25 protein-coding genes and 1 riboswitch are annotated in these 26427 nt (G+C 43.7%); of the genes, 15 read left to right on the top strand and 10 right to left on the bottom strand.

Annotated features, from left to right (window positions below; translation table 11 throughout):
- Positions 1-144: 144 nt before the first annotated feature.
- Positions 145-906 (bottom strand): IclR family transcriptional regulator, encoded by a 762-nt coding sequence (locus tag BTO30_RS11525; protein WP_075398882.1) that lies wholly within the window; start codon positions 904-906, stop codon positions 145-147.
- Positions 907-1084: 178 nt separating this feature from the next.
- Here BTO30_RS11525 and BTO30_RS11530 point away from each other — a divergent pair, with 178 nt between their 5' ends.
- From BTO30_RS11530 to BTO30_RS11540, 4 genes are all read left to right on the top strand, one after another.
- Positions 1085-2269 carry an FAD-dependent monooxygenase gene (locus BTO30_RS11530; RefSeq protein WP_075398883.1) on the top strand — a complete coding sequence of 395 codons (1185 nt, stop codon included), beginning with the start codon at positions 1085-1087 and terminating at the stop codon, positions 2267-2269.
- A 239-nt stretch (positions 2270-2508) separates the two neighbouring features.
- Positions 2509-3876, top strand: a complete 1368-nt coding sequence (locus tag BTO30_RS11535) for an MFS transporter (protein ID WP_075398884.1) — start codon at positions 2509-2511, stop codon at positions 3874-3876.
- Positions 3877-3958: 82 nt separating this feature from the next.
- On the top strand, positions 3959-4108 hold the full coding sequence (locus BTO30_RS17240) for a hypothetical protein (protein ID WP_158023593.1): 150 nt from the start codon (positions 3959-3961) through the stop codon (positions 4106-4108).
- A 160-nt stretch (positions 4109-4268) separates the two neighbouring features.
- Complete coding sequence (locus BTO30_RS11540) at positions 4269-5678, top strand: DHA2 family efflux MFS transporter permease subunit (protein ID WP_075398885.1); 1410 nt, start codon at positions 4269-4271, stop codon at positions 5676-5678.
- Between the two features lie 37 nt (positions 5679-5715).
- Here BTO30_RS11540 and BTO30_RS11545 read toward each other — a convergent pair whose 3' ends face one another.
- The 7 genes from BTO30_RS11545 to BTO30_RS11575 all read right to left on the bottom strand — a co-directional run bounded on the left by BTO30_RS11545 (position 5716) and on the right by BTO30_RS11575 (position 11186).
- Positions 5716-6741, bottom strand: a complete 1026-nt coding sequence (locus BTO30_RS11545) for a ThiF family adenylyltransferase (RefSeq protein ID WP_075398886.1) — start codon at positions 6739-6741, stop codon at positions 5716-5718.
- Positions 6738-7505: a thiazole synthase gene (locus BTO30_RS11550; protein WP_075398887.1), complete on the bottom strand. Its 768-nt coding sequence runs from the start codon at positions 7503-7505 to the stop codon at positions 6738-6740. The genes BTO30_RS11545 and BTO30_RS11550 overlap by 4 nt, the downstream gene beginning before the upstream one ends.
- Position 7506: 1 nt before the next feature.
- Positions 7507-7710, bottom strand: a complete 204-nt coding sequence (thiS, locus tag BTO30_RS11555; protein ID WP_075398888.1) for a sulfur carrier protein ThiS — start codon at positions 7708-7710, stop codon at positions 7507-7509.
- Positions 7707-8843 (bottom strand): glycine oxidase ThiO, encoded by a 1137-nt coding sequence (gene thiO / locus BTO30_RS11560; protein WP_075398889.1) that lies wholly within the window; start codon positions 8841-8843, stop codon positions 7707-7709. Before thiO ends, thiS begins: the two co-directional genes overlap by 4 nt.
- 5 nt (positions 8844-8848) lie before the next feature.
- Positions 8849-9400 carry a thiamine phosphate synthase gene (locus tag BTO30_RS11565; protein ID WP_158023594.1) on the bottom strand — a complete coding sequence of 184 codons (552 nt, stop codon included), beginning with the start codon at positions 9398-9400 and terminating at the stop codon, positions 8849-8851.
- 81 nt (positions 9401-9481) lie between these two features.
- A riboswitch (TPP riboswitch) is annotated at positions 9482-9592 on the bottom strand.
- Positions 9593-9645: 53 nt separating this feature from the next.
- Complete coding sequence (locus BTO30_RS11570) at positions 9646-10422, bottom strand: IclR family transcriptional regulator (RefSeq protein WP_075398890.1); 777 nt, start codon at positions 10420-10422, stop codon at positions 9646-9648.
- Complete coding sequence (locus tag BTO30_RS11575; protein WP_075398891.1) at positions 10419-11186, bottom strand: IclR family transcriptional regulator; 768 nt, start codon at positions 11184-11186, stop codon at positions 10419-10421. Before BTO30_RS11575 ends, BTO30_RS11570 begins: the two co-directional genes overlap by 4 nt.
- 136 nt (positions 11187-11322) lie before the next feature.
- Between BTO30_RS11575 and BTO30_RS11580 the strand changes: the two genes are divergently transcribed.
- Both BTO30_RS11580 and BTO30_RS16865 read left to right on the top strand, forming a co-directional pair.
- A complete protein-coding gene (locus BTO30_RS11580; protein ID WP_075398892.1) occupies positions 11323-13134 on the top strand; it encodes a putative bifunctional diguanylate cyclase/phosphodiesterase in 1812 nt (603 codons plus the stop codon).
- A 110-nt stretch (positions 13135-13244) separates the two neighbouring features.
- Entirely contained in the window at positions 13245-13391 is a 147-nt protein-coding gene (locus BTO30_RS16865; RefSeq protein WP_083632389.1) for a Fur-regulated basic protein FbpA, read from the top strand.
- Between the two features lie 9 nt (positions 13392-13400).
- Here BTO30_RS16865 and BTO30_RS11590 read toward each other — a convergent pair whose 3' ends face one another.
- Positions 13401-14636, bottom strand: a complete 1236-nt coding sequence (locus BTO30_RS11590; protein ID WP_075398893.1) for an MFS transporter — start codon at positions 14634-14636, stop codon at positions 13401-13403.
- 124 nt (positions 14637-14760) lie between these two features.
- On the opposite strand from BTO30_RS11590, the gene BTO30_RS11595 reads away from it, so the two are divergent.
- The 4 genes from BTO30_RS11595 (at position 14761) to BTO30_RS11610 (ending at position 18303) form a co-directional block, all read left to right on the top strand.
- Positions 14761-15645 carry a LysR family transcriptional regulator gene (locus BTO30_RS11595; RefSeq protein ID WP_075398894.1) on the top strand — a complete coding sequence of 295 codons (885 nt, stop codon included), beginning with the start codon at positions 14761-14763 and terminating at the stop codon, positions 15643-15645.
- Between the two features lie 73 nt (positions 15646-15718).
- The gene (locus BTO30_RS11600) at positions 15719-16723 is read left to right on the top strand and encodes a lactonase family protein (RefSeq protein WP_075398895.1); all 1005 of its coding nucleotides are present in this window, start codon (positions 15719-15721) and stop codon (positions 16721-16723) included.
- On the top strand, positions 16724-17500 hold the full coding sequence (locus tag BTO30_RS11605; RefSeq protein ID WP_075398896.1) for an SDR family oxidoreductase: 777 nt from the start codon (positions 16724-16726) through the stop codon (positions 17498-17500).
- A 140-nt stretch (positions 17501-17640) separates the two neighbouring features.
- Complete coding sequence (locus BTO30_RS11610) at positions 17641-18303, top strand: uracil-DNA glycosylase (protein WP_075398897.1); 663 nt, start codon at positions 17641-17643, stop codon at positions 18301-18303.
- Here BTO30_RS11610 and BTO30_RS11615 read toward each other — a convergent pair.
- Positions 18256-19527, bottom strand: coding sequence for an MFS transporter (locus BTO30_RS11615; RefSeq protein ID WP_143331954.1), 1272 nt, complete (start codon positions 19525-19527; stop codon positions 18256-18258). The genes BTO30_RS11610 and BTO30_RS11615 overlap by 48 nt on opposite strands.
- Before the next feature lie 194 nt (positions 19528-19721).
- Here BTO30_RS11615 and BTO30_RS11620 point away from each other — a divergent pair, with 194 nt between their 5' ends.
- The 5 genes from BTO30_RS11620 to BTO30_RS11640 all read left to right on the top strand — a co-directional run bounded on the left by BTO30_RS11620 (position 19722) and on the right by BTO30_RS11640 (position 26366).
- A complete protein-coding gene (locus BTO30_RS11620; RefSeq protein ID WP_075398899.1) occupies positions 19722-20654 on the top strand; it encodes a manganese-dependent inorganic pyrophosphatase in 933 nt (310 codons plus the stop codon).
- Positions 20655-20889: 235 nt separating this feature from the next.
- Positions 20890-22389, top strand: coding sequence for a peptide MFS transporter (locus BTO30_RS11625; protein WP_075398900.1), 1500 nt, complete (start codon positions 20890-20892; stop codon positions 22387-22389).
- 102 nt (positions 22390-22491) lie between these two features.
- Positions 22492-23376, top strand: coding sequence for a YitT family protein (locus BTO30_RS11630; protein ID WP_075398911.1), 885 nt, complete (start codon positions 22492-22494; stop codon positions 23374-23376).
- Between the two features lie 133 nt (positions 23377-23509).
- The gene (locus BTO30_RS11635) at positions 23510-24040 is read left to right on the top strand and encodes a YceI family protein (protein ID WP_075398901.1); all 531 of its coding nucleotides are present in this window, start codon (positions 23510-23512) and stop codon (positions 24038-24040) included.
- A gap of 298 nt (positions 24041-24338) precedes the next feature.
- Positions 24339-26366: an EAL domain-containing protein gene (locus BTO30_RS11640; protein ID WP_075398902.1), complete on the top strand. Its 2028-nt coding sequence runs from the start codon at positions 24339-24341 to the stop codon at positions 26364-26366.
- Positions 26367-26427 lie beyond the last annotated feature (61 nt).

A 26427-nucleotide genomic window follows, 5' to 3' on the forward strand; every position in this document is an offset into this window, starting at 1 on the left:
GTGAGCGAGAGCAAGAGTCGGTGAGCGAGAGCAAGAGTCGGTGAGCGAGAGCAAGAGTCGGTGAGCGAGAGCAAGAGTCGCGTGAACATGATCTAATAGTAAAAGCCGCCCGGTTGGACGGCTTTTACTAGTGAGGAATGGCTTTTATGGACGGTAGCCGAAAGATGATGAAATTTTTTGGGCCTGCTCAAGGACATACTGGCTGATTTCATCATCCGTATTTTTTGGAACAAGCGGTGTAAACCCGACGACAGTCAGTGCACCAAGCAGATTTTGCTGAAAGTCGAGGAGAGGAACGCTGAATGATGAAATGTGCTCTATAAGCGGCTCTGACGCATACGTAAATTTATTTTTTTCTATCTCTCCGCGTTCTGTTATAAATTCTTTTCGTTTTAGTTCTGTTAATTTGCTGAGTTCCCGCAGCTCCCACTCCTGTCGTTCCGTTCCCTTCATAAATGCCGCAAAAATTTTTCCGGATGATGATAACAGTGGCAGTTTTGCACCGATTTGCGCGCCGATGTTAATGCCATAATTTGCGTTCCAGATGTGGGCTATAACAGGGCCGTCATGTGACCAGACCGCAAGAAGAGTGGTTAACGATGTTTGCTGGCTGATTTCTTTTAAATGAGGAAGAACGCGTCCGATAATGTCGGTGCTGCCGAGTGCCGCATTTCCATATTCAATCAACCGGCTGCCGAGTGAATAAGTATTTTGCACGGGATCGCGGTAAAGGACGCCGGATTGTGTAAATGTATGCAAATATTTATACAGATTGCTTTTCGTCATGCCGGTGTATTCTTGCACTTCCGCAAATTTTAAAGGGCGTGCTTTTTCAAGAAAAACATCGAGAATATTTAAGCCGATCTGTAAAGATTGAATTCCTTGAGGACTTTTTTGTTCTGTCATTATTTTCTCCTTTGACTTGTTTCTATCTTTGACAATCAGTGTAGCAGTAGTGGATGAAAAAAGAAAAGTATTTATCAATTCAACAATTTATTGACAAAGGGAAAAAATTGCTTTAATGTGTTTATTAATGATGAATATAAGTCACTAATAATGGAATTGATAAAGGGGAGTGTATAACATGCAACATGTAAGCGAAGTTATTGTTGTCGGCGGTGGAATTGGCGGACTGGCAGCAGCTCTTGGTGTAGTGGAAGCGGGGAAAACAGTTGCCGTACTGGAACAGGCACCTGAGTTTGGCGAAGTGGGTGCGGGCATCCAGCTTGGTCCTAATGCGATGGCTGTCTTGGATCGTTTCGGACTTGTGGAAGAAATTAATAAATTGGCTGTGTTTCCGAAACGTCTCGTATTAAAAGATGTGTATACAGGTGAAGAATTAACAGCGCTTGATCTGGGAGAGGAATTTCAGGAACGCTACGGCCAGCCATACATTGTGATGCACAGATCCGATTTGCATAGAGTGTTGTTAGAAGCGTGCCAAAAATCAAATAAAATTACTTTGTTAAATGATCAATCGATTCAATCAGCGGAGGAAAATGAAAGCGGTATCTTAATCACAAATCAGCGCGGCGAGACATTTACGGCAAAAGCGGTCATTGGAGCAGACGGCCTTAAATCAAAAATGCGTAAACTGTTCAGCGATGATGAACCTATTTGCTCGGAATATGTTGCATACCGCGGTACGATCCCAATTAATGAAATCTCGGCTGATAGCAACCTTGATGATGTGATTATGTGGATTGGACCTAATCTTCACCTTGTTCAATATCCTGTTCGCCGCGGGGAATTATACAATCAGGTTGTTGTATTTAAATCGTTTGAATATAAAGAAGGATCGGAGGACTGGGGTACTCCGGAAGAAATGGACAAACGCTTTGAAGGAAGCCATCCGCTCGTTGTCAATGCTCTTTCATTCATTCAGCGTCAAATCCGCTGGCCGATGTACGACCGTCTACCGATTGATAATTGGACGAAAGGGAACATTACGCTTCTTGGCGACGCGGCTCATCCAATGCTTCAATACTTGGCGCAAGGCGGCTGCCAGGCGCTTGAAGATGCGGCTTGTCTCGCGGACGAACTGTTGAAAAATGAGGGAGACTACGAAATGATTTTCAAAAACTATCAGGAACAGCGTATTCCACGGACAGCGAAGGTACAGCGCAATGCGAGAATATGGGGCGAAATTTTACATGCGGAAGATGAGTTGTCTATTTTACTCCGCAACACGATCTTTAAATCACGCGAAGCGAATGATTTCAGCGCAACGGATTTCCTATATAGATATCATAAGAATTTAGTAAGATAAATGAAATGGCCCTGTAATTCAGGGCTTTCTTCAGTCTAATGAACACGAAGGATTTCAGAACGATGAAATCATCCCGAAATTTTTGTTGAAATGTATTTGTAACATCCTGTATATTCTTATTAAGATACATAGTTCACTATTTTTATAATATGAATCATGGAAAATAATAACGGAATTTTTTGGTGGGAAAAGTAAACGCTGTTAAATATCTTTGAATTTCACCTGGAGGGATCATTTGTATGGCAAAAATCAACACTACTGAAATCATTAGTAACAGTAAATTTAACCGCTTTCATTTGGGGCTGTTAGCATGGGGGTTTCTTATCATCCTATTTGATGGATATGATTTAGTCGTTTATGGAACTGTTGTCCCGTTGTTGATTCAAGAATGGAACCTATCGTCAGTTCAAGCAGGAGCAATGAGCAGTTACGGATTATTCGGTATGATGTTCGGCGCGATTTTTTTGGGGATTTTGGCTGATCGAATTGGGCGGAAAAATGTAATCGCTTTATCGGTGATATTGTTTAGTCTCTTTACCGTTTTATGTGGATTTGCTAATGACCCTACAATTTTTTCCATCTATCGCTTTTTTGCTGGCATAGGTTTGGGAGGTATTATGCCGATCATTATTGCGTTAATGACTGATTATTCACCAAAAAAGATGAAGAGCATGGTCGTTTCAATTGTACTGTGTGGATATTCTGTCGGTGGAATGCTTGCGCCAACGCTTGGGATTATCATAATGCCTAAATTTGGTTGGGAATCAATTTTTTGGGTCGCTGGTATTCCTTTATTGTTATTGCCTTTCATGTATAGATATCTTCCAGAGTCTTCTGTTCATTTAATTAGAACGGGCAATAAAGAAGAAATGTTTCGGATATTGAAAAAAGTCAGCCCGGGAATTACTTTTAATAAAGATGATGAGATGATGAGTATCCCTTTGGCTGAATCAAAAGTTCCAGTTATCGGATTGTTTAAAGAAAAAAGAGGTTTGAGTACGGTCATGTTTTGGATTGCGTTTTTTAGCTGTTTACTAATGGTATATGGATTGAATACGTGGCTTCCTAAATTAATGATGGAAGCGGGCTATGCATTAAATTCAAGTTTAGGTTTCTTGATCGCCCTTCAAGGTGGAGCGATTATCGGTACATTAATTATTGCTCGTCTTTGTGATAAATATGGTTCTAAAAAGATGCTTGTACCTATGTATGCTTCAGGTGCAGTCGCGCTCACGTTACTCGGATTTAGCGGAAATACAATTGTTATTTATCTGCTGGTTGCGATTGCAGGAGCTGCTACAATTGGCGCACAAAATATTGTCCAGGCTTATGTCTCACAATACTACCCGTCATATATACGTTCCACTGCTTTAGGAGTATCTTCAGGAATTGGCCGAATGGGTGGTATGCTGGGACCGTTATTAGGAGGATTCCTTTTATCTATTACATTACCGATTCAATTGAATTTTATTGCATTTGCTATTCCGGGACTGATTGCGGCCATCGCATTATCTTTAGTTCCTGAAAAACGGGCTGCCTATCATAATCAGCCTAGTGAATTTGATCAAGAGGCAACTAATGAGATAAAAGCTAAATTGGCTAAGTAAGTTTTTTAGTAAAACCATTAAACTTACCTTGTTTAATAATCAAAGTGTTCAAATCATTTCTAAAAATGAAAGCGGTATCTTAGTGGAAAATCAGTATGGCCAAACATTTGCAGCTAAAACCGATATTGGAGCGGATAAATTTAAATCGAATATGCGTAAACTGTTCAGCGGCGATGACGAGTTATACCTGATGAAATGGACAAACGTTTTGAAGGAAGCCATCCCCTTGTAAACAAAGCGCTATCATTTATTCAGCAAACCTTAGTAATGTAAGATGAAAAAGCTCTGTTCATCAGGGCTTTTTTCTATGGGGATAGGGAGCTCTTATTTCGAAACACGAAACTTTTTGTTATACTAAAACCGGAGATTGACAAGGAAATCAGGTGTAATGGATGGAGTCAAAACAGCAAAATGCATTTTGGTCGATCATTTTTGCCGTATTTTTTGGTAATTTTTTAGCCGTGATGAATACTTCCACTGTAAATATTGCGGTGCCGGCATTTATCAATGAGTTTTCATCGGATTTGCCCGCAGCCCAATGGACGGTGACCGGATTTATGCTGGCAACGGGGGCGGTTGCACCGGCGACAGGATGGTTTGGTGCCCGGTTTGGCTATAAGCGTGTGTATATATCCGCTCTTATTGGTTTTTTTATTTGTTCGTTATTATGTACTTTTTCCTGGAATATTGAAAGTTTAATTGTGTTTCGCATTGTACAGGGGATGTTCAGCGGGATCATTATGCCATCAACGATGACACTCGTCTATAAAACCATTGAAAGGGAGCGGCAGGCATTCGGAATCAGTTTGTGGAGTTTATCTGCTGTACTGGCGCCGGCGCTTGGTCCTGTACTGGCCGGCTTCTTTATTGATGCTTCAGGCTGGCCGGCGTTATTTTATATGAATTTACCCATTGCGGCGGCTGCTGTTTGGGCGGCGGTCATCTTTATTCCTGGTGCGGATTCCGGTGCAAAAATGCCATTTGATTTCCCGGGACTGCTGCTGTCATTTATCGGGAGCATTTTACTGCTGACAGCTTTTGCGGAAGCGGAGTCATGGGGTTTTACAAATGTTAAGACGCTGCTTGTTACAGGAATTGCTCTATTATTGCTGGCGCTGTTTGTCCGCAGGGAAACCCGGATTCAGTTTCCGCTTCTTAATTTCAAGGTTCTCTCTCATCGCCGTTATGCGTACAGCCTTCTATTAAGTGCCGTGCTGTCTGTCGCTTTGTATGCGGGCGCTTTTTTAGTTCCGATCTTTCTGCAAAGCTCACTTGGTCTAGGCGCGCTGGAAACGGGGCTGATCATGATGCCGGGAGCACTAGTCATGGCTTTGTTCACGCCGGTGACCGGAAAGCTGTATGACAAAACGGGTCCTGCAGCGCTTATCTTGACTGGCCTGCTCATTATGATTGTCGGCACGTATATGATGGGGGACTTAAGCATTGAAACAACCACTTTATATATGGTCATCTGGACGTCGGTCCGTTACCTTGGTATTGCGCTTTGCAATATGCCGATTACGAACGTGGGCATGTCGGCTGTGCCGGTTGACATTGCCGGCTATGCATCGGCACTCAACAACTGGGCGAGACAGTCGATTGCTTCTTTATCGATTGCGCTTTTTTCAGCCTTGTTAGCGTTTCAATCAAAAAAATATACAGCTGCAAACACTGATTTTGATTCAGCATTGGCTTTTGCAGCAGGGGATGTATTTCTTTACTCCATTGTCCCGCTTGTCATTGCGCTGCCGCTTGTGTTTTTGCTGAAGAAACAACAAGCCGGGCAGGATTCAGCCGCGTGACTGCGGTTAACAAAAAACCCGCTGTGGAGCAGCGGGATTATTGGAAATATTGGTAATATACTTTTTTACTTTCTTCCACTGACGATGTTCCATGTATAAATACGCGTCCGTCTTTGAAAGCGGTAATCGTATATGGATCATTTTTAAATGAAATCAAAAAGGCGTTTTTATGCGTAATATGTGCGCTTTTTTCCACACTTTCGGATAAAAGATGGAGATCGCGCTGCTTCATATTGGATGGCCGTATTTGAACCGTATCACGTCCGCATAACACCGCAAATTTCGTCGATTGTTCATAGGAAAGAAACGGATACACCGGATTTGCCCCACAGGATGGGCAGTCCGGTTTTTTCAATTTCGCCGCATCAACGGAAGAAAATTGATTTATCCATAAATCAAATGAAAAAATGGTACCGCGCAGGGATTCCCGATTTCCGGTCAGCCATTTTAATACTTCCGCTGTCTGTGCCGAAGCGGTCATTTGCACAGCCGGTGAAATGATGCCTGCTGTGTCGCATGTGGCGCCTGCCTGTGGAATGGCATCCATTAAACAGTGCAGGCAGGGCGTTTCACCTGGAATAACCAGCAGTGACAAACCGCCTGAAGCGACACATGCACCATATACCCACGGAATGCCATGTTTCTGCGCTGCGTCATTGATGACAAACCGGATGTCAAAGTTGTCAGTTCCATCAATAATGAGATCGACGGTACCGCCGGATAAAATCCGCTCTAAAAAATCAGGATCGGCATCGAGCGTTAAAGCATCGATAACGACATCGGAGTTAATCATGGTCAGTCTTTTTTGCGCCGCTTCCGCTTTTGGCAGGCGGTCAATGGCATCCTGCTCGGTATATAAATTTTGCCGCTGCAGGTTGGAAAAGTCGACGTAATCACGGTCAACAATGGTCACGCGGCCAACGCCGGCGCGGACAATCATTTCGGCATTGGCCGCGCCGAGCGCTCCGGCGCCAATGATTAAAACGTGTTTGCTGCGAAGCATTTCTTGGCCTTTTTTTCCAATGCCGGAAAATAAAATTTGGCGTGAATACCGTTCGGTCAAAGTATACTCATTCCTTCCAGCGGACTCGACGCTGCGGCATGCATTTTTTTCGGAATGCGTCCTGCCTCGTAGCCGGCACGTCCAGCCAGTACGCCATACTTCATTGCTTCGGCCATTTTCACCGGATCATCCGCTCCCGACACAGCTGTGTTGAGCAGCACACCGTCTGCGCCTAGTTCCATCGCTTTGGCTGCATCAGAAGGTACACCAATTCCCGCATCCACAATAACGGGTACAGATGACTGTTCAATGATGTAACGAATATTAAGCGGGTTAATAATACCGAGACCTGTTCCAATCGGCGAAGCACCCGGCATGATCGCATGACAGCCCAGATCTTCAAGACGCTTTGCCAGCAGTACATCATCAGATGTGTATGGCAGGACGATAAATCCTTCTTCCAGAAGCATTTCAGATGCTTTTAGCGTTTCAACCGGGTCCGGGAGCAGCGTTTTATCACAGCCGATTACTTCCACTTTAATCATGTCGCAAAGCCCGGATGCTTTGGCAAGCTTTGCGATACGCACCGCTTCTTCAGCTGTTTTCGCGCCTGCCGTATTTGGGAGCAACGTATATTTTTTCACATCAATCTTTTCCAAAAAATTCGGCTGGTCCGGTTCAAAAATATTCATCCGGCGCACCGCAAAAGTTAAAATTTCTGTTTCTGATTTTTCCACCGCTTCTTTTTGAATATCAAAATCAGGGAATTTTCCTGTCCCGAGCAGCAGTCTTGATTTAAATGAATAAGGTCCAATCTTTAACATATTATCCGCCTCCTACAAATTGAACGATTTCGATCCGGTCACCGTCGTTAAGCACCGCATCGTCACGTGTTGTTTTATCTAAAATGGATTGATTAAGTTCCACAATAGCCAGTTCTTTATTGAGCTTAAAATGGTCGAGCAAATCACGGACCGTTGTCACATGATCCGGCAGTTCCACGCCGCGTCCATTCACCGTCATATTCATACGAAAAATTCCTCCTTTTTTGTTAAAAATCGTGATGGGGAGAAGGGAGCCAAAGCAGCAGCTGCCTTTTCGCATCCGCTCAAATAACGCTCCATTAATACCCCGGTTACCGGACTTAATAAAATGCCGTTCCGGTAATGCCCTGTACATAAATAAAGGCCGTCAACAGAAGGGTGGGAGCCGATGATGGGCAGACCATCTGACGATTGCGGCCGGACGCCGGACCATGTACGTTGGATGACGCCTTCATCAAGCACCGGCAATAGACGGGCAGCTCTGTTCAAAAGCGAACGGATTCCGCCGGCTGTGACGGATGTATCAAAGGAGCCGGGGTATGATGTCGCGCCAATCAGCATTTCTTTATTCCGTTTTGGCACAATGTAACAGCCATCCACTGAGAACACCGTTTTTACCGGCGCTTCTTCCGCTAATTTCACTGACACGCATTCCCCTTTAACAGGAATAACCGGCGGTGTAAATCCGGTTTCCGCAAGCAATTCACTGCTCCACGCACCGGCGGCATTAATGAAACTGTCTGCATGATACATCCCGTTCGTTGTTTGAACACCGTACACTTTATTTTTTTCTATCAGCACTTGAAGCACGGCTTCCTGCTCATATACATGTACACCGGCATTCACGGCGGCGTGCAAAAAAGCACGGGCGAGCAAAGGCGCTTTTACTTGATTGTCTTTCTCCAAATAAATCGCGCCGGCCGTATCAGCTGTCATGCAAGGTTCAACGGCCGGGACGTCACCCGGCTCCAGCCATTGGACCGATGAATCTTTTCCGGATAAAAAGGTATACTGCTCGAGAAGTGCCGGCCGGTCGTCCATTGCTGCCGCCACTTTCAACAATCCCGCCTTACGCAGTTCAATATCGATGCCGGACTCCTCAAACAGTTCATCGCGAACATCTGAAAACATAGCCCGGCTTTCAAGCGCAATCGTCATAAGCGGGTTTTCCTGCTCAAATTCATTTTGAGCGCCAAGCATTCCGCCGGCCGCCATCGATGCGACGCCAGCCTTACCGGCATCAAATACTGCCACAGAAAGTCCAGTTTTCGCCAGCCGGTATGCGATGGAACAGCCGATCACACCGCCGCCGGCAATAAGACAATCATATTGTTTCATTGAGATCACTCCTCATTTTTAAAGAAAGCTGAAATCATGGCTGCGCCAGTTGCGCCTGCACCAAACACTGTTTTCATATTTCCAAAATCAATGCCGCCGATTGCGATGACCGGAATGGAAACAGCAGCAGCTATTTCGCACAAGGCATCCAACCCTCGGCCCGGCAGTCCTTTTTTGGAAGAAGTCTCAAAAATATGTCCAAAGTAAATGTAATCTGCTCCGTCTTCTTCTGCCTGTTTTGCCGTTTTCAAAGAATGAACGGATTTGCCGGCCTGTATGTGTTGATATGCTTGCTTGAAAGACTTCATCCGTTCGTCGAATTCGGTGAAATGGACCCCTTGCAAATCGTATTGAACAGCGATGTCAGGAAAAGAATGAACAATCAGTTTTCCGGAAGGAATTCCCCGTTCAATCATTCCTTTTATCTTTTGACTGATCTCCATTTCAGACAGTTGTTTTTCGCGCAGGCAAAGGGCATCGACGCGCGGATGAAGGGATACGGAAGCGGTTATCACGCTTTCGGATAAGCCGGTGCCATCCGTTACCGCATGAATCATGATGATCAACTCCATCTTCAAAAATGCAAAAAGCGCTGCATCCCGAAATGGAAAGCAGCGCTGTATAAACACGACAAAAAAATAAAGGTCTCGCCACTTTCCTACGCCAGTATGAACTGGATCAGGTTCCAGGAATCCCAAAGTCAATCACTTTGATCTCAGCCCTTTTAAAGGGCACCTCCAGTGGATGAATATTCAGTTTTTTTCAGCCTATCATATATCTTCCACAATGTCACGCACGAAAATTATTCGTAAAAACCGAGATGCTTGGAAATATCATCCGCTGCTTTCATCATTTTAAAAGCTGCTTCTTCAGCACGATCGCCGGTCAAACGGCTTGAATGACCGATGACAGAAAGAGAAGAAACGACGGAGCCGGTATGATCACGAATGGGGACGGCGATGCTGGTGTAGTGCTCATAATATGATCCATGCAAAATGCAAAATCCGCGTTCACGGATGTCAGCTAAAATATGCTTGATTTCCTTCTTATTCGTCACGGTTTTAAGTGTATAGGCATACCGTTCTCCCGACAGCGCCCGTTCGATCGTTTTTTCTTCTTGAAAGGCGAGAATGCAGAGCCCTTCCGCTGTGCAGTAAACCGGGTTTTTTCGGCCAATTTGGGTCAGCAGCCGGTCTGGATGGCTGCTTTCTGCGCGGAATAAATAAACGACGTGGTCCTCTTCCAACAAACAAATATGCGTCGATTCATCCAGTAATTCAGCCATTTTTTTGACGGTCGGGAAGCCTTCTTTATAAAGCTCGCGGTGGCTGAAAATGACCCCGCCGAGCGTCAAGATGGATAAACCGAGCCGGTAATGGTTCGTACGCGGGTTTTTGGAGAGAAACCCTTCTTTCGTCAAAATGAGTACAAGCCGGTGAACACTGCTTTTTGGAATGCCGCTCAGCTTTGTCATTTGCGTGATGCTCAGCTCCGGCTGTTTTGGTGTAAACAGCCGGAGGAGCCGCATCGCATTAGTCACAGACGATAATGTTTTTTTATCTTTCTCATTGCCGGTCATCTTTTCGCCCCCTTTTGTCTGAACGTCACGATGTCCGTCATTTGTCTGGCTGCTTCTTGGACAGCGGTTATGTATCGTTTTTGCAAAATAGGGGAAGCGGCTCTTTTTGGATCAGCGGTTATATTTATGGACGCAATCGCTTTCTTTTTTTTATTAAAAACAGTAGCGCCTATCCCGGTAATCTGCTCGCGGAATTCCTGTTCGCAAAAAGTATAGCCGTTTTGACGGATTTGTAATAGTCGTTTGTTAAATTGGTCAATTGATGTAATCGTTTTCTTTGTATAAGATGTAAGGTGCTTCGCCGATTCGCCGGCGGCCTCCGGTTCAAAGGCAAGAATCGCCTGTCCCGAACTTGTACAAAAAGCGGGATGACGCCGCCCGATATGGATAAAATCATCAGAAGGATAAGTGCCGTCAATCGTCTGCAAATATATGATATCAAGCCCTTCTAAAATAGCCAGATGCGCGTTTTCACCTGTTGATTCGACAAGCATATTTAACACGGGCGTCGCTTCATTTAAAATATGAATTTGTGAATTAACAATATTCGTCAATGCCAAAATGGATGAACCGGGGCTGTAAAGGTGTGTTTGATGGTCTTTGACGACAAATCCTTCAGCAGCCAGAGATGATAAAAGCCGATGAGCGGTGCTTTTTGACACACCTAATAATTTTGAGACATCGGTAACGCTCATTTCGGGTTGATTTATCGAGAAGGATTTTAAAATGAGCAGTGCATTTTCAAGAGAAGTGATACGGCTCAACGCTTAATTCCTCACTTTCAAGTTTTGTATAGTAGAACAATAGCGAAAAATAAGAAATAGAACAAGACAAAATGACAGAATTATTTTATTATTATAGAAAACTGGTATTTTTCCTCTTGAATCGAGGTGGGCACGGATGAAAGAAAGGTATTCTGAAAGGGAAAAGAATGCTGCGGAAATACTTGTAAAGCTGGCGGATGCGGTGACAGAACAGGTAGGCGGGCATTTCTTTCAATCACTTGTTCGTGAAATTGCAGAAGTACTGGAAGTTTCAACTGTTCTCGTCGGTGAATTTAGAGAAAAGATAGAAGAAGTGCATGTGGTGGCGATGTATCATGACCATAAAATTATTGAAAATATTTCATATAATTTGGCGGCCACCCCATGTGCAAATGTAGTGAATAAACAAGCGTGTTTTTATCCGGAAAATATACAGCTTTTGTTTCCGGATGATGGTATGCTGGCCGATATACATGCCCAAAGCTATCTAGGGGAGCCGCTTTGTGACGCAGAGGGCAATGTTGTGGGCTTGATCGCGGTGCTGGATACGAATCCGATGGTGTCTGATCAACTCATTTCAGCTGTTTTTCGCATTTTTGCGAACCGGACCGCGAATGAACTGATCCGGCGGCAAATGGAAGAAAAACTTCGCAGGGCCGCTCATTTTGACACGTTAACAGGATGGATGGAAAGACATCATTTTTATGATGTACTGGAAGAAAAATTGAGCAGTCAGCCGGATGAAAAATGGGTGCTGTTCTTTATTGATATTGATAATTTTAAAATGATTAACGACTCATTGGGTCATGTCATGGGCGATCAAATACTCCGGCAATTTTCCGGTCGTCTCCGTTTTGTGTTTAAAGAGGAAGAAGCTGTTTTTTGCCGGTTCAGCGGTGACGAGTTTGCCGTACTTATGAAAAATAGGGCGGATGAAAAAGCGATAAAACAGCTTGCGGATAAAGTTTTCGATAGTTTTCAAACGCCGCTGCTGGTGAACGAGCATATGAGTTACATGACAGCCAGTATGGGTATTGCCCTTTACCCGGAGGATGCATGCGGCAGTACACTGCTTGTCCATTGCGCGGATATTGCGATGAATAAAGCGAAAACAAAAGGGAAGAACAACTATATTTTTTTCTCTCAGGATATTGTTGATGATTATGACCGTTATGAAATGAAAAACGATTTATATGAAGCGGTCAACAATGACGGCTTTCATCTTGTTTATCAGCCAAAATGCGCCTGCCATACAAATAAAATTACCGGTTTTGAAGCACTGATTCGCTGGGAACATCCGGCGCGCGGTTTCGTTTCTCCTGAATCATTTATTCCGGTTGCCGAAGAAACAGGACTCATTCATCCGATTGGCGATTGGGTTTTGGATGAAGCGTGCCGGCAAATTCGCGAATGGCGCGATATGGGTATGACCGATGTCACCGTGGCCATTAATGTCTCAGCCGTTCAATTTGCGAAAGAATCTATTCTGGATGACATATGCGGGGCAGTGCGCCGTCATGATATCCCGTTTTCCGCGCTGATTATTGAAATCACAGAAGGAATGGCCATGCAAAATCCACAGTGGACCATCGAGGTGCTGAAAGGGCTGCGGAAAAAAGGGATTCTCGTACACTTGGACGATTTTGGCACCGGCTTTTCATCGTTTAATTATTTAAGCCGCTTTCCGGTGGATGCCATTAAAATTGATCGTTCATTTGTTCAAAATATCGGCATCGATCAACGGGATACATCGATCGTAAATGCACTGCTCGGCATCGTTTCCTCACTTGGTTTAAACGTTGTGGCGGAAGGGGTCGAAACGAAAGAGCAGGCAGACTATTTGCAAGAGAATGGCTGTCTTGAACTGCAAGGCTTTTATTTCAGCCGTCCGCTGTCTTCAAATGATGCCGCGCATCTTTATAAACAAAAAATAATACCGGGCCGGTGAGTCTTTCTTCCTTATTTGTAATTATTGTAAAAATTTGTCGTGAAGTATGTTTCATAATATACACAGACGGGGAATAAACTAATTGCAACAAGAAAAAAGGGGAAGACAGCATGCAACCAACAGAGAAAGAACAAATGATGTGGATTGAACGTCTGATGGCACAAGGCATTTTTAAATGTGGAGACCGCCAGCTTTATGAGTTGACGGTGGATGAATTGATGTATTTAAACGATTTGAATGAAGCGGTAAATAATTAAGTGAAAAGCTCAAACGCTGTTGGCCGCGTTTGAGCTTTTTTTGTTTTTGACTGTTGAATATACGCCGGGCTTATGATTTTTCGCATAACGGATCAAGGGAACCGTTACGCCAAGCATGGCAAGGACAAGTCCAATAACACCGGGCCAGTGAAGGTGTGTCCAGAACCAGCCGCCGAACGAGCCGGCCACACTGGAACCGAGATAATAGAGCAATAAATATAAAGAAGAAGCCTGTGTTTTATTAAAACCGGCATATTCTCCGACCCAGGCGCTGGCGATGGAGTGCGCACCAAAAAAACCAAATGTGAAAACCGCAATTCCCATAATCATAATTGAAAGGACTGGGATTAGTGTCATGACCGCGCCGGCCGCCATAATCGCGATGGACCATTTCAGTGTGCGCGGGTTTCCATATACATCCGCTTTTTTTCCCATGTACATCGCGCTGAATGTGCCGGTTAAAAAGACAACAAAAATAAATCCGATAAACGTTTGGCTTAATGAAAAAGGCGGTGCCATCAATAAAAAGCCAATGTAATTATACAGTGTCACGAAACCGCCCATTAATAAAAAGCCGAGTGATATGACAGCGAGAAGCGGCCGGTTGTATGAATGAACTTTATACGCAAACAGCATTTCTTTCAGTGTCGCATGTTTTTTTTCTGAATTGCGCGGTTCAGGAAGTGTAAATAAGAAGGTGATGCTGGCGGCGAGGGCAACAATACCAATGATGATCAGCGCAATCCGCCAGTTAAACAAGTCGGTCAACAGTCCGGTCAATATGCGCCCGGACATTCCGCCTATTGTCGTTCCGCTTATATATAAACCCATTGCCGTCCCGATTGCTTTCGGATTAAATTCCTCTGACACATACGCCATGGCAATGGCCGGTACGCCGGCTAAAAATACACCGAGCAGTGCGCGGAATGCAAGCAGTGTCCAGAAATTGGGGCTGAGCGCGGTGAAAATACCGATCAATGAAGCCGCAAACATGGAGATGATCATCAATTTCTTTTTGCCGAATTCATCTGATAGGGCGCCGGCTGCAATCATGGCGATAGCGAGAACACCGGTTGACAAAGACAATGCCAGACTGGCGATCGATGCCGAGACGCCAAATTGATTGGAAAATAACGGCATAAGCGGCTGTGTTGTATATAACGTGGCAAAGGTAACAAACCCGCCGAGAAACAAAGCGAAACTCGCTTTTTTTTGTTCAATGGACCCTTGTTCAATATAAGACATAAGCTTCCTTCTTTCCGTCAAGCCTAAAAATGGATTTTATATCCTCACTATACGCTTCCAACACCTATAAATCCAATTTATAATTATTATCAATATAATGCATTTTTTTTATAGGAGTGATGAGATGGAATGGCATCAAATTCAAAACGTTATTGCGGTAGCTAAATACAGGAACTTTACGAAAGCGGCGAAACAGCAGTCTGTATCACAGCCGGCTTTAAGCCGGTCGATTATGAATTTGGAAGAGGAACTCGGTGTTCCATTGTTTATTCGTGGTAAAAAAGAAGCCGGTTTAACACGATTTGGAGAGATTTTTCTGGAAAAAGCAAAACAGGCTGCGGCGCTTATGGGGGAAGCATTAGAAGAAATTGAGCATCTTGCATCACCAGGTAAGGGGAATATCTCCATTTCTTTTTTACCGACACTCGGGCCGCATGTTATCCCGTCATTGATTGCTGAATATAAAAGGATGTACCCGGATGTGACATTTCAGTTATTTCAGGGCGCCGGTGAAGTAAACGTAAAAAAAGTCCAGACAGGCGAGGCGGACATGTGTCTGACAGCGCCCCCATTTGAGCGGGCGGATATTAACTGGACGATTGTACGGGAAGAAAAGCTGTATTTAACAGTCCCTTTAAATCATCCATTTGCAAATCGGGCGGCTATTTCGTTTAAAGAGGCGTCCTCTAAACCGTTTATTTGTTTTAAAAAAGGTTTCGGGATTCGATTTCTTTTTGATGAAATTTGTTCAACATTAAACGTTGACCCGGAAATTACGTTTGAAGGGGAAGAAGTAACGACTGTTGTCGGGTTTGTCGCTGCGGGTCTCGGTATTGCGATGCTGCCCCGCACAGAAGAAATCGAGGACGAACCTGTTCATTTTCTTGAAATCAATGATATGAATGCAACTCGAAAAGTCGCGCTGGGTACGAAAAAAGACGTCCCGTTGTCACCAGCGGCCCATCAATTTCATGCCTTTGCTGAAACGTACATAACAAGCCGGAGTTGATTTTTTGTTTCATGTATAAAATAAAGAATTGGGGGTAATAAGAGAAGAGACATATAGATGGAGGGATTATATCTTGAATTACTCGTTATGGGTCGGCAGTTACGCAAAGAAGGATGAACCGGGCATTTATAAAGTGGGGATCGATTTGGACAGCGAAAAAATACAAGTAATGGATCGTTTCAGAGGCGCAGAAAATCCATCTTTTTTGGCAGAAGCAGACGGTTTTTTGTATGCAGCATCTGAATCAATGGAAGGGAAAGCCGTTCTTTTTCAAATTGACGAAGATGGACTGGCTTTAAAAGGAACGGCGGATGCCGGTGATATGGCGCCATGTCATATCTACGCCGAGGGGAAATCTGCATGGACAGCTAATTACGGAGGGTCTGTTACAAAATTTGAGCGGGACGGCGATTCAATAGAGAAAGCAGCCTTTTCGAAACGCGAAGGAAGCGGGCCGAATCAGGAGCGTCAGGATGCGCCGCATGTTCATTCCGTGACACCGTTTCCAGATGGGCTGCATCTGCTTGTATGCGACCTCGGCACAGATACACTCGCTGTGTACGAAAAAACGAAATTGGAACTGGTGAAAGAAGTAAAAACAGCACCGGGGTCTGGTCCGAGAATGGCACTGTTTCATCCGGAGATGCCCGTTGTTTATGTCATGAATGAGCTTGATTCAACGGTTTCCGTTTATAAAACAGGTCAGAATGGGGATATTACTCATCTTGATACGATTGAATCGCTGCCGGCAGATTACAGTGGAAAGCATACCGGAGCCGATTTGCAGTTCAGCCCGGACAGACGGTTTTTATATGCCTCCATCCGAGGATGGGACGGGTTTGCGGTATTTGATATTGAAGGAGAAGGCGCGCTGTCTCAGCCGCGGCACGTTGCGGGATCAGGCAAAACACCAAGATGTTTTTATGTTCTGCCGGATGCCCCTTACTTAATTGCCGCGTATCAGGATTCCAATAAGGTCACATTATTTAAATTAGAAGCAAACGGGCTTCCCGTGTTTACCGGAAGTGAAGTAACCATTTCAGCACCAGTTTGTGTCATTATGAAAGGAGCGAATTAAATGAATTCACTAAAAGGGAAAACAGCACTCATTACAGGTGGAGGATCGGGGATTGGCCGGGCTTCGGTCATTCGTCTGGCAGAAGCGGGAGCCAATGTCGTGCTTCTTGACCGGAGTCCGGAAGATTCGGATGAACTGGTGAAAAAAATCGGGGAAGACCGCGCAATACATGTAACAGCGGATGTAGCGAAACCGGATCAAATGGAGAAGGCCATTAATGAAGGGGCGGCGAAATGGGGCGGCATTGATATAGTGTTTGCCAATGCGGGACAGAATGGAACGTTTACGCCGCTGGAACACTTGAAGCCAGAGGATTGGAACTCCGTCATGATGACAAACTTAACCGGAACATTTTTAACGTTGAAATATTCAATTCCATATTTAAAGAAAAACGGCGGCAGCGTCATTATTACGTCATCCATTAATGGCACACGCACATTCAAAAATTTTGGTTTCTCCGCTTATGCGACAACAAAAGCCGGGCAGGTGGGTCTCGGAAAAATGGCCGCTGTTGAACTCGCGAAGTTTAAAGTGCGGGTGAACATCATCTGTCCGGGTGCAATTGAAACAAATATTGATGAAAGTACGAATATGGAAGATGATAAATTGAAAGAAATCCGTATACCGATTGAGTATCCGGAAGGGAATCAGCCGCTTGCCGGCGGTTCCGGCAAACCGGAACAGGTAGCTGATCTCGTTCATTATTTAGCAAGTGACGCCGCAAGTCATGTAACAGGCTCTGTTGTCTATGTGGATGGGGTAGAATCGTTATTGTAAAACTATCCGCAAGAGGTTGTGAACAATACACAGGAAATACAGCTTTAATGTTTAGGGAAACTCCCGTTTTGGAACGGGGGTTTTTTCGGATGAAGAACGGGAAAAAAGGCATTAATTGAAAAGAGAAAGAAGTGAATGAAATGAGAATCCCGGATGAGCTTGCGGAACTGGGCAAGAAGAGGATAGCGGCATACCAGGTGGAAGGATTTGTATATGGAAGCGGTCCGGAACATGCAAAGCTGATGCTCGTTGGAGAAGCACCGGGGGAAACAGAAATCGGTAACGGCATTCCATTCAGCGGACGTGCCGGCAATGAACTGATGAAGTTTTTGCAGCTCGCTGGTGTGACACGGGAAGATGTGTATATAACAAGTGCCGTCCGGAGCCGCCCGTACAAATGGGGCGAGAAAAATGGTCCGGACGGAACGAAAATAAAGCGGAAGTATAACCGCGCACCGACTGCCGGCGAAATCAAAGCACATGCGCCGCTCTTAGATTATGAAATGGAGCATGTAAAGGCGCCGGTTATTGTCACACTTGGCAATATTGGTTTAAAAAGACTCGCCGGAAAAGATAAAAAAGTGTCTGATCTTCACGGCAGGCTGCTTATTCAGCCTGTACTGCGCTTAAAAGATGATCAGTATGAGTGGACGGATAAAAAGTACTGTCTGTTTCCTACTTTTCATCCGGCTTCGATTTTTTACAATCGCGGCTTGCTGGAACTCATTCATTCAGATATGGAAAAATTGCGCGGATTACTCGGGAATTTTCCGATGAATGAACAAACCGATCAGGACGAATAACATAAGTGATGCGAGAGCGGTCCGGCTTGCGATATTTCCGTAATCGGCGAGGACAAGCGTAATCGTTCCGTACATAAGCGGACCGGCAATGGCGGATAATTTGCCCGAGAACGCAAATAACCCGAAAAACTGTCCCCGCTTGTCTTCAGGCGACAATTCGATAATGAAAATCCGGGAGGTTACCCATACAGCGCCGAGTGCAACACCAAAAAGGCTTCCTGTCACCCAAAACATCGCCTGGTTGATCGCAAATGTGCCGAGCAGCAGGGCGGAAAATAAAATAAAGCCAACGTAAAAGACGGATTTTTTAGCACCGACGGCTTTAGTGATATACCCGAAAATAAATGACCCGATAATACTGGAAACGGTTGACACGAGGTAAAGTAAAATGAACTCGCCTGATGTGAACCCGACAATTGCTTTGGCATATACCGCCATCATCGCAATGGCGGTGGCAATCGCATCGTTAATAAAAAAGTAAACGATCATAAACAGAAAAATCGGACGGTAATGACGCATCTCTTTAAACGTATCCAAAACGTCGCGGTATCCGGCAAAAAACGGCCGTTTGTCAAGCGCGGGTCCAGGTGTTTCTTTATATAAAAACATCATCGGCATTGTGAAAATAAGAAACAAAATCGCTGTCGGTAAAAAAGCATCCGCATAATGGCCGTCACTGACAAGCGGATAGACCGTTAATCCGACAAGTGTACCCATGTAGCCGACCGCGACACCGAATCCGGAAAGCAGCGGCATCGTCTCTTTTGTCCCGATATCCGGTAGCATCGCATCATAAAAGATTAAGCTCGATTGATAGAAAAACTTGGCGGCGACAAATAAAACAACGACGACAGCAAACGCAGCTGGCAATCCGCCAAATAGACCGAAATTTTGCGGGGCCACTAAACCCATTAATGCGGTGCATACAATGGCAGCGAGTGCGAAGGCGGCAACATACCGTTTCTTCCGCCCGCTGCGGTCAATCCACACCCCGAATAATGGTGAAAAAAGAACGAGGAAGAAACTGGAGACGGCATTGGCATATGACAAAAAGGTACTGGCGATTTGATCAAGCCGTTCATCACCGCCCGCCACTTCTTGCACATAAAACGGGAAAAAAATTGTCGTAATGTTGGATGAAAAAATGGTGTTCGCAAAATCATATAATGCCCATGAAAGAACAGGAAGAGTCAAAAACAACTTCCAGCCTTGCTTATTCTGCATAAAAAACACCTCCATTTTATAGTAATTCGCAATTTATTAAATGTATCCTGCCATTTGCACTAATTTAACAATTAATCTGATTAAACATATAGGAATTTTGTTAGTTTTCCGTTAAAATAAAATTAAGTAAGGAAACTTTTTTCGTTTTGCGTTAAAATAAAACGGAAGATTATACATAAAGTGAGGGAAAACAAATGGGAAAAACATTTATTTTCGGACATAAAAATCCGGATACGGACACAATCTGTTCTGCACTTGTGTATGCAGACTTGAAAACAAAATTGGGCATTGAGGTAGAAGCTGTCCGCCTTGGCGATGTGAATGGTGAAACAGAATATGCATTAAAACAGTTCAACGCCACAGCCCCCCGCTTAATTGAAAAAGCAGCTCCAGAAGTGGAAACGGTTATTCTTGTCGATCACAACGAACGCCAGCAAAGCGTCGACGACATTGACGATGTGCGCGTTCTCGAAGTGATCGATCATCACCGTATTGCCAACTTTGAAACAGCTGATCCATTGTACTATCGTGCTGAGCCTGTTGGCTGTACAACGACGATTTTGAACAAAATGTACAAAGAAAAAGGCGTGAAAATTGAAAAAGATATCGCGGGTTTAATGCTTTCTGCCATCATTTCGGATTCACTGTTGTTTAAATCACCAACATGCACAGAGGAAGATGTGCAGGCGGCGAAAGAGCTTGCTGAAATCGCTGGTGTGAATGCAGAGGAATACGGCCTTGAAATGCTGAAAGCAGGCGCTGATTTGAGCGGCAAAACGGCAGAAGAACTTATTTCCATCGATGCAAAAGTTTTCCCGATGGGCAGCAAAAAAGTAGAAGTTGCACAAATTAATGCCATTGACCCAGCTGACGTCTTAGCGCTTCAAAGTGATATTGAAGCTGCCGTTCAAAAAGCAATCGCTGAAAAAGAACTGGATCTGTTCCTCGTGGTGGTGACAGACATTTTGAACAGCGACTCTGTTGCCATTGCACTTGGATCAGAAGCAGCTGCTGTTGAAGAAGCATACAATGTGAAACTTGATAATAACACAGCTCTTCTTAAAGGTGTTGTATCACGTAAAAAACAAATTGTTCCTGTATTAACTGAAATTTTGCAGGCAAAATAAGATATGCATAAAACTCCCCGAAAAGGACATTCTTTTTCGGGGAGTTTTTTTATTTTGTAAGAAAAATGACTAGGATTTTCCAAAAGATGAAAACGCCTCCTGGAAATCATTCGATTCTGAAAAATATGTCTATTTTCTTTTACTTGAATAATTTATTTACCTCTGATATTGTAAAAAACACCTTTAAATTAGGTTATTTTTTATTCGGAAAATTTTATAAAATAATAATTTCAGAATGGAAGGAAGCGGAAGTATGGATAAAAAAGCAATTGTGGAAAGTGTTCCGCAACGCGGCTTTTTTGGTCATCCAAAAGGATTGTTTACCCTCTTTTTCACGGAATTCTGGGAACGTTTCTCTTATTATGGAATGCGCGCTATTCTGCTTTACTATATGTATTATGAAGTCTCAAAAGGCGGACTTGGTCTTGAGGAAATGACAGCAGCCTCTATTATGGCGATTTATGGATCGCTCGTATATATGTCGGGGATTATCGGCGGCTGGATTGCTGACCGTCTGATCGGTACATCGAAAACTGTTTTTTACGGTGGTGTATTGATCATGATTGGACACATCGTTTTGGCATTGCCGTTTGGAGCAACGGGTTTATTCACTTCAATGGCGTTTATCGTCGTTGGTACGGGTTTACTGAAGCCGAACATATCCAGCATTGTCGGTGATCTTTACGAAGAAACGGATGGACGCTGTGATTCCGGATTCAGTATTTTTTACATGGGTATTAATATGGGCGGGCTTTTAGCACCGATTATCGTCGGGACGGTCGGGCAGGAATACAATTTTCATCTTGGCTTCGGACTTGCGGCCATTGGCATGTTTTTAGGGCTTGCTGTGTACTTGGCGACAAGAAAGAAAAATCTCGGTCTTGCCGGGACGTATGTGCCGAACCCGCTGTCGCTTGAGGAAAAGAAAAAAGTATTTACACAAATTGGTATCGGATCGATCATCGTTGCGGTTTTAGTGGCAGCTGGACTGATAACGGGAGCGTTAACGCTTGCTGTCTTTACGATGACGATTAGTGTGCTCGGTATTTTGATTCCTGCTGTATATTTTTTCGTTATGTACCGCAGCCCGAAAACATCAGCTGCCGAAAAATCCCGCGTGCTTGCATACATTCCGCTCTTTATTGCAGCGGTGATGTTCTGGGCAATTCAAGAGCAGGGGGCCATTATTTTAGCGCAGTACGCCGATAAGCGGACGGACCTGTCATTTATGGGGCTGGATCTGCAGTCTTCATGGTTCCAGTCATTAAATCCATTATTTGTTGTCATACTCGCACCTTTATTTGCCTGGCTGTGGGTAAAGCTTGGAAGCCGTCAGCCGTCGACACCGGTAAAATTTTCACTCGGTTTGTTTTTCGCTGGTCTGTCCTTCCTTGTGATGATAATCCCGGCATTTGGCGGAACGGAAACACTTGTCAGCCCAATGTGGCTCGTTCTCAGCTTCTTCCTCGTTGTATTGGGGGAGCTATGCTTATCCCCGGTTGGGTTATCGGTTACAACGAAACTCGCACCGGCTGCATTCAGTGCCCAGACGATGAGTCTCTGGTTTTTAACAAACGCGTCCGCACAGGCGATCAATGCACAGCTCGTTCGTTTTTACAGAGAAGATACAGAGATCGTATACTTTGGCATTATCGGATGTGCCTCTATCTTTATTGGACTCATTCTGCTTCTATTTTCATCAAAAATCCGCGGGTTTATGCGCGGCGTTAATTAATGAGCGTTCCTCCAAGGAGGGACGCTTTTTTTGTATATGGAACATTGATATAATGAAAGAAATGGAAAACAGGGACGTGAATATGTGGATAGTGAACGAAAAATAGAACAAGAGAGTTTGATTCAGAAACAGCATCAAAAGCTAAGTTTAAAAAGGGTTTTAAAACGAATTGTATTTATTTTTATCGGCGCTGTTCTGATGGCGGTCGGCCTGGAAATTTTTCTTGTGCCGAATTTGATTATGGATGGCGGCATCGTTGGAATCTCTATTATTTTATCCAATTTAACCGGCGTAAAGCTTGGGCTCTTCTTATTTTTATTAAATATTCCTTTCTTTTTTCTCGGTTATAAGCAAATTGGAAAAACATTTGCGTTTTCAACAGTGTTTGGGATTGCCATCTTATCGATCGCTTCGACTCTTCTGCACCCGGTTTCCGCTTTTACAGATGATATTATTTTAGCTGCTGTATTTGGCGGTATAGCGCTCGGTGCCGGTGTCGGTATTGTCATCCGGTACGGCGGTTCACTTGATGGTACAGAAATCTTAGCGATTTTAATGAATAAAAAACTGCCGTTTTCCGTCGGCGAAATTGTTATGTTTTTTAATGTTTTTATTTTCACATGGGGCGGATTCGTCTTCGGATGGGACCGCGCAATGTATTCTGTTCTGGCTTATTTTATTGCGTTTAAAACGATTGATGTCGTCATTCAAGGACTCGATGAATCGAAGTCCGCATGGATCATCAGTGACCAATATCAGGCAATTGGTGAAGCCATTATTGCCCGCCTTGGCCGTGGTGTGACGTATTTAAACGGAAAAGGCGCCTATACGGGTGACGACAAGAAAGTCATTTTCTGCGTCATTAACCGTCTTGAGGAAGCGAAGTTAAAATCAATCGTGGAAGATTTGGACGAAGGAGCATTTCTTGCCGTAGCGGACATTGCGGAAGTAAGAGGCGGCCGCTTTAAGAAAAAAGATATTCATTAACGCAGGAACGCTCCAGGCGAAAGCCGGAGCGTTCTTCTTTACAAAAACTTTATAAACATATATCTTGAATTCGAGATAAAATTCATGTATAGTTATCAGAGTAAGTTACTTTTAATTTGAGGAGGAAGGAAACATGTCATCATTTACAATGGATAAAGTACACAGCGGGATTGCCTTTCAAGTAAAACACATGATGGTATCCAAAACTAAGGGTGAATTCACAAGCTTTGATGTGCAAATTGACGGCGACGTAAACAGCCTTGAAACAGCAAAATGGACAGTAACGATTGATGCGGCATCCATCGATACAAACAATGAAGACCGCGATAATCATCTGCGTTCAGCTGATTTCTTTGATGTTGAAAATCATCCTCATATTACATTTGTCAGCGATTCTATTAAAAAAGTATCAGATGACGAATATGAAGTAACAGGTCAATTAACGATTAAAGGCGTAACAAAAACAGAAACATTCAAAGTGGAATTTAACGGCACATCGAAAAATCCGATGGACGGCAGCACAATTGCCGGTTTTGATGGAGAAGGCAAAGTGAATCGTGAAGATTACGGCTTAACATGGAATGCGGCACTTGAAACAGGCGGTGTCCTTGTCGGCAAAGATGTAAAGTTTAGTGTAAACTTTGAATTTGTTATTGGGGAATAAATAGAAAAAAGAGCTGTTCCGGTTTTTTCGGAGCAGTTTTTTTGTGAAGAAAATTGGTTCTTTTTTCTAAATTGCTTATTTTTCCTCCGAAATTTTCCAAATACACACTTTATCATTGAAACGATCCTGACCAGCCAGATTAGTATAAATGGATGCCGTGTATTTTTTTCTCTCCTTACCGGGTATACAATGAAAGGTTGTAAAAAAGCGTCTATTGGCTGTCTGTGTAGAGAAAAAGACGCCCCCATTACTTGAACGGCGGAATTTTAGTATAATTTAGAGAGAGAAGGGAAAGGGTGTGAGCAGCTTGGCAGCGGAGTGGTTATCACAGTTAACATTGATAGATGGAATGGACTTTATTGAAAATCAGCTGGCTATTTTGGATCGGCAAGGCCATATTGTGACCGTTAATAATGCATGGAAAGATTTTCAATGGTTGAATAATACATTACCGCCGGCTGAGCAAGGCACCCATTATATAAATTTTCTTGAGAAATCCGGGAAAAAAGACGCCGGCGCAAAAATAAAAGCGGTATTGGAAGGGCGGAGCGTACTGGAGGAACATCCGTATTCGTGCCACTCTCCTAAAGGAAATCGCTGGTTTGTCATGAAAGTGATGCCGGTGGAACAAGATGGAAGCGTTGTGGGTGCGCTTGTCCGGCACGAAAATGTAACCGAAATTGAACTGTATAAACAGGAAACAGCGGTCATTTTAGAAAGCATGACCGATGCTTTTTACTCAGTTGATGATGACTGGAGATTTACGTATGTAAACAAGGGAGCAGCCAGTATTTTAGGTAAAAGTAAAGAAGAATTAATCGGAAAGCGGCTGCTCGAAGCGTTACCTGAAGCAGAAAATACAGAAATTATGACCGTTTATGAAAAAGCTATGAGGACAAGAGAAAACGTTCATTTTGAATCGTATTACCCGCCGTTTGCAACGTGGTTTGAATTGTATGTATATCCGAGAAAAAAAGGCGGTCTGTCCATTTATTTCAAAAATATTGACGAACGAAAAAAAACTGAGATGCAGCTGCGGCAAGCCGCGTACTTCGATGAATTGACCAATTTACCGAACCGCCGTTTTTTTATCGAAAATCTGCAAAGCTCTATTCAAATGAAGAAAAAAGATGAAATGGGCTGTGCCGTGCTATTTATGGATTTGGACGGGTTTAAAAATATTAACGATACACTCGGCCATGACACCGGGGATATTTTATTGAAAGAAGTGGGAACGAGACTGCGCAATCAGGCAGGAGCTGATCATTTTGTCGGACGCCTTGGCGGTGATGAATTTTTAATTATTTACCGTGGTGAAACAAATGACGAGGATGTTCTGCAATTTGCCGAACAGTTACTGAATATTGTAAGAGTTCCGGTTTCCATTGACCAGAACACAATTTTAAATGTGACAGCGAGTATTGGCGCCAGTCTTTACCCGGTTGACGGCAATGGAGCGGACGAGTTGATGAGAAAAGCCGACATGGCTATGTATCAGGCAAAAAAATTAAAAGGGAATCGGGCCATATTATTTCATGATGAACTTCATCAGCATTTGGAACGGCGTCTATATATTGAAGAAAAGTTGAAAAAAGCAGCAGATAATGAAGAAATCTTTTTTGTCTACCAGCCACAGGTGGATGGGAGAACGGGTGACATTATCGGTTTCGAAGTATTATCCCGCTGGAAAAGCCGGCGATTTGGATGGATCTCGCCTGTTGAATTTATTAATATTGCGGAAGAGAGTGGTTATATCGCGGATTTAACGAAAAAAATGATGAAGGAATCATTTCGTTTTTTCCGAAATATTCGTGAAAAATTTGGGTTTGAAGGCTTTTTAGCTGTTAATTTATCTTCAAAGCTATTAACAGACGAAGCTTTTATAACCGACTTTAAACGCTTTTTTCGAGAGACGGGCTTGTCAAAGGACTCGGTGGAAATTGAAATTACCGAAAGTGTCCCTATATTTTCTTCAAAAGCCGTTTCACGAAATTTGCAGCTTTTAAGGCAGGAAGGCATCTGTGTGGCGATTGATGATTTTGGTACAGGGTATTCGGCGCTTTCTTATTTGCATGATTTCCCTTTGGATAAAATTAAAGTGGATAAATCTTTTGTTGACCAGATTGAAAAGAGCAGCCGCGGAGAAGCATTGTTGAAATCTATTTTGCACTTGGCGGACAATCTGAATATAAAAATTATGGCGGAAGGAGTGGAGACAGGCCGGCAGCGTGACTGGCTTATAGCTAATGATTGCTACCGGATTCAAGGTTATTATTATTACCGGCCGCTTCAGATGAATGAAGTAGAAAATCTTTTTCAATCATAGATGAAACTTTTAACAAGTGACAGCGTATAGAAATACATACGTTACTAAAAAGGAGGGCACT

Origin of the sequence: Domibacillus antri (assembly GCF_001936625.1) — a bacterium.
GTDB lineage: Bacteria > Bacillota > Bacilli > Bacillales > Domibacillaceae > Domibacillus > Domibacillus antri.

What these genes read in the sequence shown, in the direction of transcription:
- BTO30_RS11525 (WP_075398882.1), bottom strand. Translation starts at nt 906, where the DNA reads ATGACAGAACAAAAAAGTCCTCAAGGAATTCAATCTTTACAGATCGGC.
- BTO30_RS11530 (WP_075398883.1), top strand. Translation starts at nt 1,085, where the DNA reads ATGCAACATGTAAGCGAAGTTATTGTTGTCGGCGGTGGAATTGGCGGA.
- BTO30_RS11535 (WP_075398884.1), top strand. Translation starts at nt 2,509, where the DNA reads ATGGCAAAAATCAACACTACTGAAATCATTAGTAACAGTAAATTTAAC.
- BTO30_RS11540 (WP_075398885.1), top strand. Translation starts at nt 4,269, where the DNA reads ATGGAGTCAAAACAGCAAAATGCATTTTGGTCGATCATTTTTGCCGTA.
- BTO30_RS11550 (WP_075398887.1), bottom strand. Translation starts at nt 7,505, where the DNA reads ATGTTAAAGATTGGACCTTATTCATTTAAATCAAGACTGCTGCTCGGG.
- thiS (WP_075398888.1), bottom strand. Translation starts at nt 7,710, where the DNA reads ATGAATATGACGGTGAATGGACGCGGCGTGGAACTGCCGGATCATGTG.
- thiO (WP_075398889.1), bottom strand. Translation starts at nt 8,843, where the DNA reads ATGAAACAATATGATTGTCTTATTGCCGGCGGCGGTGTGATCGGCTGT.
- BTO30_RS11565 (WP_158023594.1), bottom strand. Translation starts at nt 9,400, where the DNA reads ATGATTCATGCGGTAACGGATGGCACCGGCTTATCCGAAAGCGTGATA.
- BTO30_RS11570 (WP_075398890.1), bottom strand. Translation starts at nt 10,422, where the DNA reads ATGACCGGCAATGAGAAAGATAAAAAAACATTATCGTCTGTGACTAAT.
- BTO30_RS11580 (WP_075398892.1), top strand. Translation starts at nt 11,323, where the DNA reads ATGAAAGAAAGGTATTCTGAAAGGGAAAAGAATGCTGCGGAAATACTT.
- BTO30_RS16865 (WP_083632389.1), top strand. Translation starts at nt 13,245, where the DNA reads ATGCAACCAACAGAGAAAGAACAAATGATGTGGATTGAACGTCTGATG.
- BTO30_RS11590 (WP_075398893.1), bottom strand. Translation starts at nt 14,636, where the DNA reads ATGTCTTATATTGAACAAGGGTCCATTGAACAAAAAAAAGCGAGTTTC.
- BTO30_RS11595 (WP_075398894.1), top strand. Translation starts at nt 14,761, where the DNA reads ATGGAATGGCATCAAATTCAAAACGTTATTGCGGTAGCTAAATACAGG.
- BTO30_RS11605 (WP_075398896.1), top strand. Translation starts at nt 16,724, where the DNA reads ATGAATTCACTAAAAGGGAAAACAGCACTCATTACAGGTGGAGGATCG.
- BTO30_RS11610 (WP_075398897.1), top strand. Translation starts at nt 17,641, where the DNA reads ATGAGAATCCCGGATGAGCTTGCGGAACTGGGCAAGAAGAGGATAGCG.
- BTO30_RS11615 (WP_143331954.1), bottom strand. Translation starts at nt 19,527, where the DNA reads ATGCAGAATAAGCAAGGCTGGAAGTTGTTTTTGACTCTTCCTGTTCTT.
- BTO30_RS11620 (WP_075398899.1), top strand. Translation starts at nt 19,722, where the DNA reads ATGGGAAAAACATTTATTTTCGGACATAAAAATCCGGATACGGACACA.
- BTO30_RS11625 (WP_075398900.1), top strand. Translation starts at nt 20,890, where the DNA reads ATGGAAGGAAGCGGAAGTATGGATAAAAAAGCAATTGTGGAAAGTGTT.
- BTO30_RS11635 (WP_075398901.1), top strand. Translation starts at nt 23,510, where the DNA reads ATGTCATCATTTACAATGGATAAAGTACACAGCGGGATTGCCTTTCAA.